10 protein-coding genes and 2 pseudogenes are annotated in these 12,863 nt (G+C 37.9%); 11 read left to right on the top strand and 1 reads right to left on the bottom strand.

From position 1 onward, the window contains the following. Positions 1 to 321: 321 nt before the first annotated feature. Positions 322 to 1,263 carry a DNA/RNA non-specific endonuclease gene (locus tag NYE58_RS36010; RefSeq protein ID WP_076179511.1) on the bottom strand — a complete coding sequence of 314 codons (942 nt, stop codon included), beginning with the start codon at positions 1,261 to 1,263 and terminating at the stop codon, positions 322 to 324. Positions 1,264 to 1,552: 289 nt separating this feature from the next. Here NYE58_RS36010 and NYE58_RS36015 point away from each other — a divergent pair. From NYE58_RS36015 to NYE58_RS36065, 11 genes and pseudogenes are all read left to right on the top strand, one after another. Next, positions 1,553 to 1,909: pseudogene (locus NYE58_RS36015) on the top strand (transposase); the annotation flags it as partial. A gap of 557 nt (positions 1,910 to 2,466) precedes the next feature. Beyond that, positions 2,467 to 3,138: a hypothetical protein gene (locus NYE58_RS36020; RefSeq protein WP_076179513.1), complete on the top strand. Its 672-nt coding sequence runs from the start codon at positions 2,467 to 2,469 to the stop codon at positions 3,136 to 3,138. 969 nt (positions 3,139 to 4,107) lie between these two features. Then, positions 4,108 to 5,913: a hypothetical protein gene (locus tag NYE58_RS36025; RefSeq protein WP_076179514.1), complete on the top strand. Its 1,806-nt coding sequence runs from the start codon at positions 4,108 to 4,110 to the stop codon at positions 5,911 to 5,913. Between the two features lie 747 nt (positions 5,914 to 6,660). Further along, positions 6,661 to 8,607, top strand: a complete 1,947-nt coding sequence (locus tag NYE58_RS36030; RefSeq protein ID WP_076315858.1) for an ATP-dependent DNA helicase — start codon at positions 6,661 to 6,663, stop codon at positions 8,605 to 8,607. 19 nt (positions 8,608 to 8,626) lie between these two features. After that, positions 8,627 to 9,355, top strand: coding sequence for a metal-dependent hydrolase (locus NYE58_RS36035; protein ID WP_076315859.1), 729 nt, complete (start codon positions 8,627 to 8,629; stop codon positions 9,353 to 9,355). 4 nt (positions 9,356 to 9,359) lie between these two features. Continuing rightward, positions 9,360 to 9,500: pseudogene (locus NYE58_RS36040) on the top strand (IS1595 family transposase); the annotation flags it as partial. Between the two features lie 305 nt (positions 9,501 to 9,805). Next, entirely contained in the window at positions 9,806 to 9,973 is a 168-nt protein-coding gene (locus NYE58_RS36045) for a hypothetical protein (protein WP_179086905.1), read from the top strand. Positions 9,974 to 10,385: 412 nt separating this feature from the next. After that, on the top strand, positions 10,386 to 10,844 hold the full coding sequence (locus NYE58_RS36050; RefSeq protein WP_179086906.1) for a helix-turn-helix domain-containing protein: 459 nt from the start codon (positions 10,386 to 10,388) through the stop codon (positions 10,842 to 10,844). Positions 10,845 to 11,107: 263 nt separating this feature from the next. Continuing rightward, positions 11,108 to 11,443 carry a hypothetical protein gene (locus tag NYE58_RS36055; protein ID WP_076315861.1) on the top strand — a complete coding sequence of 112 codons (336 nt, stop codon included), beginning with the start codon at positions 11,108 to 11,110 and terminating at the stop codon, positions 11,441 to 11,443. Between the two features lie 78 nt (positions 11,444 to 11,521). Then, on the top strand, positions 11,522 to 12,166 hold the full coding sequence (locus NYE58_RS36060) for a hypothetical protein (RefSeq protein ID WP_340901319.1): 645 nt from the start codon (positions 11,522 to 11,524) through the stop codon (positions 12,164 to 12,166). Beyond that, positions 12,163 to 12,858: a hypothetical protein gene (locus NYE58_RS36065; RefSeq protein WP_076315863.1), complete on the top strand. Its 696-nt coding sequence runs from the start codon at positions 12,163 to 12,165 to the stop codon at positions 12,856 to 12,858. Before NYE58_RS36060 ends, NYE58_RS36065 begins: the two co-directional genes overlap by 4 nt. Positions 12,859 to 12,863 lie beyond the last annotated feature (5 nt).

The raw sequence follows: 12,863 nt of genomic DNA on the forward strand, positions 1-12,863 counted from the left end.
ACAGGATAGTTTTAATTACATGAAGAATACTTCCAATTAAATTTCTTATTTTTAGGAGGTGAAGTATGGGTCCAAGAGTGGAAACGAGCCGATTAAATCTTAGATTGCTTGAATCCTCAGATGCAAAAACAGTACAACACTCTGTACTCATCCACCTTATCTGGGGCCAAAATCATCCTAATTCTTGAATCGCTCTACGGGCTTTCTGAGAGGTCTGATAACGCATAGTTTGGACAACGTATAATCCTGTAAACAAAAAATAACCCACTCATATCTGAATTAGCCAGGAGCGGGTGTATCAATAACAACTAAGAAATCGGGTTATTCACCAACCATTCCGTCACCATCACGATCATCCATATATTTGTATAACCAGTGATCACTCGTTATTGGCATACTATAACCGGCATCTTTCGCTTCTTTAATCGTTACCTTCCCATTACCATTTGTATCAACACTTGAAAGATCTTCCGAACTTTTTGAATCTGAATGCTTTTTCCCTGTTAAACCAAGAGATTCGTTTACTTTATCAGGATTTCTATTGTCGAATTTATCGACGATCACATTACCCTTTAAAGTATAGGTATACTGATAACTTGAAGGAATCTGCGTTTCCGTGTTTGGGTAGGTAATGATTGCTTCAAAATAAGTAGCTCCACCTGCTTTCCGTATAGCGTCTTCCATATATGCTTGGTCACCATGTCGGTTAAGCGTACTATCTTGAGGAGTGATATTATAAGCATTGGATACCCCTCCAAGACTATCAGCAATGATATGTCCTTCGTCTAAATCAGATCTTTCAACACCAGGGACCTTTGCCTCATCTTTGCAATATCTTCCAGATGACAAGACAGACTCCTTACTGTCATCTTGTATAGTGATTTTGTCAGCAATGACACGCACCAGTTGCCCATATTCGTTTGTAAATGCCCAGTATTTACGATCACCGTAACCAATATCCACAACGACTTTAGGTTCACGATGCCCAGATAAACTACAACTATCCATTTCAATTCGTTTGTATCCTGAGAATAGATCTTTTTGGGGCTGGTTTGGTGTTTGCTTGATAACTGTTCCATCAACAGCCTTCTTTTCTAATTCTGGTTCTTCAGTGGACTCAGCAACATTTTCTTTTTGCACCTTATCTACTGTAGTTACTTTTTGTGGGGCATTATCTCCATTGGCAATAGTCGAATTTTCTACATTGCTACAACCAACCAGTAAGACAAACATTAAAAGTAAGATCAAGAAGTTCTTTTTCATTTTATTATTTCTCCTTTAAACATCGATGCGAGTATTTACTTCTATCATAACTTATGCTAGGTACTTAGGTCTAAAAATCATTACCGAAAATCATTAACCTAACGAAAGCACGTTAGGTTAATGATAACAGCGGCGCAGTCTAAGACTTTATTTATCAAGTCTTGATCCGCCGCTGCTTCGTTTAAAGGATCAGTCTAAAACTTATTTTTCCAAAGCTGACGATTTCTCAATTTTAAAATCGCGTCAAATCAACAAATCCAGTCTAACACTTTATTTTCTTCCAACAATCGGCAACTACCATCATCCCAAACAGCTTATAAAGCTTGCTGGATTGAACCTAAAAGAGAATACATCTGGAAAGCACAAAGGACAGACCAAGATCACTAAGCGAGGAAGGAAAAAGCTTCGAGCTTTGCTTTTCCGAGTCATAATGCCGCTGGTGGCGAAGAATAGGGCTTTTAAGGCTTTACATGAGTACTACACCAAACGACCAGACAATCCGCTTAAAAAGATGCAATCGTTAATCGCGTTGTGTAACAAATTAATTCGAGTTTTATTCGGAATCATGAAAAAAGGCCATGAGTTTAGTGAAGTAAAGATGTTGCAGGATATCCCTCGATTCAATGTTTTAAGTACGGCAGCATAATGAAACAGTAACCTCTTAGCATTCGAACCAAAGCAGTGAGATACAGACAACTGAAGCACGGATGAGTCGGAACGAAACTATCATACGGACGAAGATCCTGTCGGGCAGCATATCTGACCTCCACCTCATGGACAGGTTGAATGAAGGAATGTGGGAGCGTAGACTCTGTGAGACTTGGGAGGGTTGACCTCCATGAGGAATGTGGAGATCCATAAGTGCAACCATACTTTTCCTAAGTAACCACTTTCTTCAGACTGTGGTTAAGGAGATGTTCTTTTGCGCTTTTCCTCGTCCCAACATTTTCTTTGATTTCAACTTGATTCCACCATGAAGTCGTCTGCACTGAACGAATAAAATCAGAAACCTAAGATATAACGAGCATTCAAGAGAAAAGTGATTCCTCATAGAGGGAGGATAGTTTAACCAGTTCACCGAATATGGTTTTTAGTCGTAAGATTTCGGAGGAATTTATAGCACAATTCCAAGTACCCAAACAATGAAGACATATAATGCTTTTAACATACAAGGTGTAAACTAACAGCGGGGGGATATACAAAATGACAATGGTAATTGCCTATGCATGGCAAGATAAAGTCGTCATGATGGCAGACAGTAGGTCATCTAGAACTGATGAAAATGGGAATATGATTGAGTTCGAAGACGATAATGAAAAAATCATACCTGTCCAAAATTGGTTTTCTATTGGCCATGCCGGCTTAAGGAAGGCGTATCTAGGCAATGGAGCATATTTAGAAATGGACGAAGTTACAAATCATTTCTTAAAGATGAACGAAAGTACGCTCTCGAAACAAAACGGTGAACAGCTCTTGGAAGGTATCGTGAGGACTTGGAACAGAACACTTAGTGAAAAGCTGCAACGAAATCCACTTAGTCTTGAGAATCGTTACTGTTTTGCATTGGGAAGTTTTGTTGAAAATAAATCTGGTGAATTAGAACCAAAAATTCATACCTATCAGTCGCATTTTAATGAATTTCAATTTGGTGGAAGAAAAGCAGTCATAGGCGACGATGCTGTATATCCGATAATAATGCCTTACTACGAAGAAGATACGGATAATTGGACTTTAAAAGAAACGGTTGATTTCTATAAAAAAGGCTTTGTTGAGGTCATGAATCAAGTCGAAACAGTAGGCGGGCCAATCGATATTTTTGTATTGGATAGAAATCCTGAAAAATCCTATTGGTTGGAACACAAACCAAATAATTAAGCGTACCTAAAACAATATTGTAAGCATTAAAAACCTTCAAACCATATAGTTTACAAAAATATAAAAGCACGTTGGAATTATATAAAAGTAGAAATTACAATTGCTGCTGGCGATACAGGGTACATTGGGTATCTCTAAAGTCGAATTCAGCGTTATTGATTCCTGACATTCACTAAGATAAAGAAAGGTTTACATTAAAGAAAAGCACAAAAAACTTTATGAGATAGAGTCACAAATTATAAAGTGCATTAATGAATTAAGTTAAGGGAAACTTTAGTTAACTACAGCAGCGGTAGTCAAAGACTTATTTATCAAGTCTTGTTCTGCCGCTGTTTTTTTAATGGATCAATTTAAACCGTATCTTTCAAAAGTTGACGGTTCTTTAATTTATAACGTTGTTAAATCAACGGCACGAGTCTAATACTTTATTTTTACAGAGCAGCTGGCCGAAGAATATAAAGTATTAGACTCAGAAAATAAATTACAGACTGTTACGTCGGCGGCCAGCTGCTGATGCGAAGCTGCGACTAGCGCTTCTGGCTGTTCTTCCGAAAGCGCTAATTCAGGACGATTGGTTAGCCGACGGACCCAGTCGACAAGCGAAGTTGCAGTTGATGTTTCTGTCTAATCCTGGGCCGGAAAATTCAGTCTATTCTTTAATTATTCAATTAACGGGCAGATTAGTTGAAAATCAATCACTCTGAACCTTATTACAAGTGAGGGTAATTGAAAAGTATGAGCTAACCATTCCACATAAGTTGATAAATGATGTTCTGTTCATAAAACTGTGACGAAAGGAAACCCTTCTTGAATGTATTGGTTTGGGAAGGGTTATTTTTACTATAAATAAGTTACACTAACAAAGTATTTGCTTTAATTAAAGAAACGGGATATGATGTATGCGAAACAATAGTTGTTTATAAAATAAACAACGCCATTAACGTTGTTAACAAGAGGGGGCGGAGGATCATGAGTGGCCAATTTGTCGGCATGTACGAAATAGCAAAAATAGCAAAAGTAACGAATGCCGCCGTAACGAATTGGAGAAAAAGGTACTCAGATTTTCCTAAAGCGGTAGCGGAGTTAAAGTCAGGCCCTATATTTAATGCATGGGAGATAGACTTGTGGCTTGATAGAAGGGGAAATATTACTTCTGAATTATTAGAAACTAAAGGAGGGAACAATGTGTTTAAAAAAATAGTGCTTATCGGAAGGGCTAGACTAGGGAAAAGCAGGATTACCGCACGGTTCATTCGTTATCAGCAACTGTTCTTCAAGTATTTTGTAGGGCAAGGACGTGACTTCACAAAAGTTAATGTACGACTTGTTGTGAAAAAAAACTGCTCTGATCAAGGCAATCACATCAGATTTATTAGTCCTAATTCTACAATTAACGGAATACAAGAAAATTTTGATGAAGATGGGGTAATTAGATTTCTTGATAACATTAAGAATCATAACAATTATTCAAGAAATCATGAAAAAGCTGGAGAAAAGAAGGAACTAGATCCGAAGGAAGATTTTATTGAAATTACTACAGAAGCAAGTGACCTCGCAATCAGCATAATGAGCAGTACCGATGAAGGACTGATTGTAACAGATACTCCCGGAGTATCAGGAGATGTTGAAGGATTACAAGATGTAAGTGATGCAGATGTTTACATATTTGTAATGAGATCGGACAATGGGAGTGAATTTACTGACTCAATAAATAAAATGTTTCCTGTTCTTGCTGGCTCAAAAACAATGTTTATCTACAATATGGGAACTAGTGTAGAAGATGAAACAGATTATGATGATATGACGCAACACGCTCAAATAGCCATGCACGATTTTTCGAAAGATTTGGCAAAATTGAGTAGCGGATCAATTATAAGTACCTCAATTGAGGTGCTTAATCCAGCTGCAACTGTAATTCCTATGGGCAGTTTCCATGACAGAAGAGTCAATTATGCAGAACAGAAATTTAATGAACAATTATCAGTAACATTAAAAAAAGTGCTACATGAAAATCCCCATACTTTAGCTGAAAAAGATATTGCGGAGGTACTAAATAATCCTGAATATTCTCAAGAAGAAATAATTGAGTTTATCAAAACAACATTAAGTACCTACAATGTAGCAACGCCTGTTGAAGAGCATTCGACTTTTGTAGAAACCTTTTTACTTCAAAGACATGATAGAGTTAAATTCAATGATAATTTACGGACGTTAAGACTTGTGAGAGAAAACAGAGTGGAGATTCTAAAGGAGCTTTTTGATAAATTTGATGTTTTAAAAGTGAATGAGAATCTTCCATTACCTAAGATGATTCAAGAATTAGTTATACAATATTGCTATAAAAAACTTACTCTTGCAGTGAAGTTTGATTGTGGAATATCGCGTGGAGAACATCCGTTTGAGAGCAATCCGCCAATTACAATGTGGGCAGAGGAGGCTATTATTGCTGAAGATCTGATTAAATCTAATGCAACAACTAGTTCTAACGCATTCTGTTCTGTGATGAAAGCAAAAGGTTATACATCTAGTTCATGGAATTATGTCCGCGTTCCTAAAATTCCATATTTTGGTGAATACCAGTACTGTAATAAAAAACTTGAAGTTATTGAAGCTTGTAGATTAAATAAGCTTCCGTCTAAAAATTCTAAAGAATTAATATTCAATTCATATAATGTGGCACTACTAAAGCTAGGACAATATTCTGTTTGTAATTTCGTAATTAAGGCTATCAGTTCATCGGATGACGCCATGAATTGGGTTAAATCACTAAAGTAAGGGTTTTCGCTTAGAATATAAGAAAGTGCTATTTTAACATCTTACTTTACGGGAAAGTGCTAAACCATTGTACTCAAAGTGCCGTTTCATGATAGAAATCAGGTGTTTTTCCGATCCTTTTAGTGACAACATTAAGTGTTACCCACAAATTATTTCGAATTTTATGTTGGGAAACCTGGACGTGGAGGGAACAAGAGGACATTACATTCGTATGCAAAATATTGGGGGAAGGAAATTCCGAAGGAGTATAAAGATCGACAAAATGAATACTTTTACGCATCAGATGCTTCCAAAATTTTAGATGAATAAATAAGTAGGAGAGTGATACCATGGCTTTTATTAGCAAGCTTCCTGCAAAAGCATTTACCATTTAGTATTTATTGATTTCAATCTGGGGTATGCTTGGAATAGTTTCTTTTCCTGAGAAACCACAACATTTAATTCTAATCGTGGCCGGTTTAGTAGCTTTCATTAGATCAATAAAGCTTGGGAATAGTTTAGATCGATGGAAGTCTTTCTTAGGTTGTTGTTTATTTGGAATTTTGGCGTTTGTGTTCATGGTTTAGTGTATGGTATTATCATTAACTTTTTGAATATAGGCAGCGACTGGAGACATCATATGTGCTGAAAGAATTAGCATTGTTACTAAATAATTATGATGGTTTTCGTTGATATTTGTCACGCTTTTGTTAATATATTAATATATTACATATATATTATATTACTATATTAATTGGAGGACTCGCTGTGGAGGATTTTATTGAACGGGCTTTTGGGGCTCAAGGACATTTGTCTAAGCTAGTAAATGGATATATCCCACGAGCCCCCCAAATAATGATTACGAAAAAGGTTGGCGAATCTTTAGAAAATTCACAGCATTTAATCTGCGAAGCCGGCACCGGCACTGGTAAATCACTTGGATATTTAACTCCTGCAGCTCGCTGGGCTGTCGTTAATAAGAAAACAGTTATTGTCTGTACGCATACGATCCCTTTAATGAATCAAATCGTTAATGTGGAGCTACCAAGGGTAGTTAACATCCTTAAGATGGAGAAGTTATCACTTAAGTTCCAACATGTCAAAGGAAAGGATCATTATATCTGTAATACAAAATTAGAAACACTCTGGCAAGAAAAGTTACGCAGTAATGATTCTGAAGCTAAACTTGTACGTCAGATTTCAAAGATGGTAAAACAAGAACGGGTTGGGGATCGTGCGGCTCTAGGATTCGATGTTGAAGACAATGTGTGGAAAAAGATTAGTGCTTCCAATTGCCCAGCCATTACTAAACCAAGCAACTGCATGTTAGAAGACCTGAAAGGAAAGATGTATACCTCCCATATAATTGTTACAAATTTCGCTTACTTCTTTAATGATCTAAAAATGAGAATGAAGACGGGGAATGGTACTCTTCCAGCATATGATGCCGTCATTTTTGACGAAGCACATGAAATAGAGGATGTATGCTGTAATGTCTTCGAAAAGAAAGTAGATATCAACCGTTTTGAAATTTTATTTGAAGCAATCTTCAAACGAAGTGCATTTTCGGAACTCGATCATGGAAATCAAATCGAGCTTGCTCAGCTTCGTCAAACTTTTCACCAGCAAATTGATGAAGTGTACGCTCAAGTAGGAAAGAAGATGAGAGATGATCAAGGGGGATTACTTGCCTTCAAGCTTATGACAACCAAGATTGAAATTTCCGAGGTTTGTGCTACTCTAACTAGCTTCATTGAGAAAGTCAAAAGTTTAAAGGTCCGAGGTATATCAGACTTAACTGAAAAACTCTTTGAAGGTAATGATGATTTAGAATTCATCAGCTCTAACGAGAAAAATTCGTGGGCATATTGGGCTACGATACAAGGCAGAGGCAATGTAATACTCCATGCCGCTCCTCTTTACCCAAAAGTCATATTAAGTAAAGGTTTATTCGACAAGGTACCTGTAATCTTGGCGAGCGCTACCATGTCCACGAGTACTAAAGAGGGAAAAACATTCACGTTTTATGCTGGCCGACTCGGTCTTAAAGAGTACGGAACCATTATAGTAGACAGCCCATTTGAATATGAGAAGAAAACAATGATTATTTGCCCCGATGATGCACCTGACCCCAGTAGTCCCGAGTATGACGAATACCTCCCAAACAAAATTGAAGAAATATTACTATATAGCGGTGGCCGAATGCTTGTCTTATTCACCAGTTTCGAGAGTATGAACCGTGTTGCTCGTAGTCTCGAAGATTACTGCAGTGAACGTTCGTTAAACCTTCTAGTTCAATTCCCTGGATGCGATCGAGAGGATATCATTCATCAGTTAAAAACCAATCCACGAACAATAGTACTTGGATGTGCAAGCTTTTGGACCGGCGTAGATGTTCCTGGAGATGCATTAACTACAGTAGTAATTGCTAAACTCCCTTTTCCGCAGCCTAATGAGCCATTAATCCAAGCCCAGCTCGCCGTCATTGAAAAAGCCAAGCGCAGCAGTTTCTTTGATTACATGTTCCCTAAAATGATGGTAAAGCTTCAGCAAGGATTTGGGCGTTTAAATCGATCCATGAAGTGCCAAGGTGCTTTTATCATTTTGGATAACAGGATCTTAACCAAGAAATATGGGGGGAGAGTCATTCGTAGCCTCCCTAAGTGTCAATATTCAAGGAAATTAGAGGATATCATTCACATACTACCTTGCTAAAGAAAGGTTGTTGATTCTTATGATGGGAAGAGCTCACTTAGCAATAAGTACTGGAGTTACAATTTCGATCTTAGGATTAGCCGATTATAAAATAACAGTACCAGTAGTCGCTGTAACTGTGGTTAGTTCTCTTCTTCCGGATATCGATGAACCTAATTCACTTTTAGTATCAAGAGCACTCCCAACATCCTTGCTTCGTCTTCTGCAGGGCGTACTTATCGCACTTGCTGTATTCGTTTATTTCTATGGAACTGAACTCGCACCATGGAACACAGTCATCGCCATTCTAGCTTCACTCGTATCTTTCATGCCAACCCGAACACTCCGGAACGTCATGATGATTCTGATTGGCGCTTGCCTGATCTTGTTTGGTCAGTCTTATATTCCGTGGAGCACTATCATCGGCTGCCTGCTCATTATCTGTGCTCTAGTGCCTCACCGTGGGATTACCCACTCTTTATACGGTGTACTTGGATGGACTGCACTTCTTTACTTTTCAACTTATACCTATGGACATGCGCTATGGATCGCCGGTGGCTTATCTTATCTAATTCATCTACTCGCTGATGCACTCACAAACCACGGAATTCGCCCATTACCACCGTTCGATTTTCGTCTGAAGCTACGCCTGATGAGTACTGGGACTATGAAAGGCACATTGATAGAAAACCTCTGCATCGGTCTCACATTCGTTCTCGTATGGTTCGTATTCTTTCGCGGGGGAAATTTGGAGCACTTTATTTTTTAAGATACATTTGAGTTGGTTTAAATCTCTTGACCAAATTAGGCATCGTAATGACGACACAACTGTTAATAAGATGATTGTTGAAAGCTGTCTGTTCTCTACATATGAGACGTATGATAAACTTAAGTTATATAAATTTTCCAAATAATCATTAAAATTGAAAGGTGGAATAAGCAAATGCTGGGATTACCAAGAGGGGAAGTCTTTGCTTGGGGAACCCTGGGGCTGCTTTTTTTTATTTTCTATTTTTATGTCCCTGTTATTCACAGATATCGAAGGGAATAAGAAAGATGATACTTAACGAGATTAATATAAGGGTTTTAATGGGACAGCTCTTATATTAATTTCGTTGTGATGATTGGCTCAAATTGAGGAAAATTATGAGGGAAGGGTTGACAACATACCCCTCTATATAGTGAAATTGGCTATCTTACAGAAAGAGGTGGCGTTGCTATGCCTAACCATGGTTCAGGAATTGATCGCAAATTATTAAAGGGGATCCATGAGAATATTACGGATCCAGAATTGAAAGCCTATCTTTTGAGTAAGCTGGGTTGGGAAGGATACTATATTCACAACTATGGTAGTTTAAAGGGTCATAGAAATAATAAACTGAATTAACTCTATGAAAAGAGCCTCCACATCTGTGAGGCTCTTTTTTTCGTTTCGTGAAGGAACCTCGCACAGCAAACGAATCGTACTTAATATTATAGGTGAGTTAGACAAAAATAGAGTATCATACTGATAGATATAGCAGTAAACTAAAAAAAGATTGACTCAGTGCCCGCGGTTAAGCGAAAAAAGTTGCTTCCAGATGCAGCCGGTACGGAACGATCGGCGTAGGCAATTACTCCGTGATCTTTGCTTGTTACCGGAAGATGACGGTCGGCTGAACAACGTTCCAGCTTCCTTCTGGAATCAATTGGTCAGTAATATTAATAAATCTAATCTATATTTAATTTCATCTTTGGCATAACTTCCCTATAGGAGTGAAAGCGACATGCAATCATACAATTATAACCATATTGCCGCAATGCTCAAGAAGCTTCGAGCTGAAAAAAATGTGACGGTCGGCCAAATCTCAGGGAAAACTGGTATTCCCTACGATATCTTATCCCGCTTGGAAACTGGAAAGGAGAAAGACATTGCTCCGAGCACCGTTAGCCTCCTTGCTCAGTATTTTGGTGTTCAGATTGATGAACTGATAGGATTCTCCCCAGTTGAACGCTATTTGGTCACGGGTGGACGGAAAATCGACTTAACAGATTATTCTGAATCGGAATTGACCGAGATCGAAAACTTTATGACCTATTTGCGGTGGCGGCGGGCTGAAGAGAAAAAAGAGAGAGAACATGATGAAGAGGAAAGAAAACGTTTGAGGATGGAAAGGCAAACAGGCAAGCCTGTAGATCCTGTAGAAAACTTAATTAATATGATAGAGGAGCGTTTTTCCAATAAAATCCCTCCATTTATTCCATTTAAGGATAAGTGATAAATAAGAAGATTGAGCAATAACACTCTAATTTGCTGCTCCTTTCTTTACACTATAGTTCCTTATGCTTATAATAAGTTTATTCCGATTTAATTGATTTTCTTCATCGTTAATGATTCGATGAAAGAGTGAGAAGAGCAACAGTAGTGTTGCTTAAAAAAATGTAGGCTAAATCAGCCGTGGAGACTATAAGTATGCGATTTTTCGCATGCTTTTTTTAGTTTCCACGGCTTTTTTTGTGCCTATAACAAGGGAGGATAAAAATGACAGTTAGTTTCAATCTCGTTAGCTTCAGACAGCAGCTATCAGGTACTGCCACAAATTCACCTAAATTTAAGCCTGGTGTATTTAAAGCTATTGAAGCTGGTTTTGAAGGAGAAAGTAATTGTGTGGACTGGAATTCCTTCACACTAGAGGATGCGATGATCGCAATGTACGAAGCACTTGGTTATTGCGACCAAGAGTATATGGAATCAGAACTCCTTATTAATCCAAACAAGGATAATGTGATTCATCAATATCTGCATAATAGAAATGCTATCAGAAGTCTAAAAATATCCGATCCTGTAAAGCAAACTGAAGACATTCAATTCTTTTAAGGGAGTGTGTTATGAAAAATGGAGGGTAGCTTTTTTTCTAGTGAGGAAGTAATACAATTGCAATCCCAATTCGATTCAATGATCTTGCTAAAAATGACTCATGATGCTGGATTCGACATTTGTAGTAGTCCGATTGATTTTATTAGTAATTATTACTATGACTACGATTCTCGGATCTCTGTCTTTTACGAGTGTATATCTCGCATTTTTGGTGGCTATGAAATCGACGAAGGAGAATACGAGGAAACTGGCGGTGAATCTATCACCCTAACACTACCATTCCCTCAGATGAAGGAACTACTGTCGCTACTATCACCAGAAGAGGAATCGAAGATTATCCAACGCATTAATCAAATGATGCGTATCGACTCAAATTATGGGGATCGAGAAATGACCGGTAAACTTTCGTCCGATGGTTTGGTAATCAGGTTTTTAGGATACGCCGAGGATAACCACACCTTCTTAGCGCAATTGTTAAAAATCCGTAATGCAGTACAGGAGCAAATAGATTCAAAAAAAGAAAAATTGGTGCAACGTCTTCGCAGTGTTCTCCTTCACAAGATAGATCAGGAGTTGCAGTCTACTAAAATCAAGGCAGAAGGGTTTAAAGATCCACTCCAGGATCAAGCTCTGGATGTCACGATTAGTTCATCTGCAGTACAGCAAGATACATTCCTATCTAAGAAGACGAAAAATCATAGAGAGGCTGATGAAGTAGCATGAACGTGTCCCTAAACATAGAAGATGAAGGAAATGTACAAATCATTAAGATATCTGATTTTAATTTGCCGTACGTTGAAGATTATCAAGATGGAATCAAAACCGGAGAAGGATATCATAGCCATGAAGCGATCGCTAATGCTTTTAAACCACCAGTAGAGTTAGGTAGCTTTGCAACTCCGATATTGCCTCGCAGTACTTTATATTATTCAGAGGTAACTGATGGGTCAAAGTGTACTTGCTTTCTAGAGATAGCTCCTCATCGCAGATCAATATACTATCATGAGGCCCTAGTTGATGAAGTTCCATTTCCGAGACTTGTCTTTGGATTTGAACTACTTCATCGAGGAGATGAGTATGTTATCACTAGAGCGTTTTTGGGTGCTTGTGAAAGTTACGGTGTTCTTAATGAAGATTCAGAAATCTATCTTTTTCCTTATTCTAATGTAAGATCAGATTTCGTTGTCTGTTGGGGTGGAACAGAGCGTCCTATTCTGACCCGTATATCGCAACTTACAACGATTCCAGAGTTGTTTTTTAACTCTACTAATTCTGATTGCTATTACAATACTGCAAATTCAAGTAACCTGCCGTATAGAGAATTATTAGAAACGTTAAAAGGCAAAGATTTCCCTGAAGAATACCTGAAAAAGTCGGGTAAAACTTTGTTCAATTGGGTTAATGAATTGATCTAATTCTA

Origin of the sequence: Paenibacillus sp. FSL L8-0708 (assembly GCF_038009325.1) — a bacterium.
Taxonomy (GTDB): domain Bacteria; phylum Bacillota; class Bacilli; order Paenibacillales; family Paenibacillaceae; genus Paenibacillus_AQ; species Paenibacillus_AQ odorifer.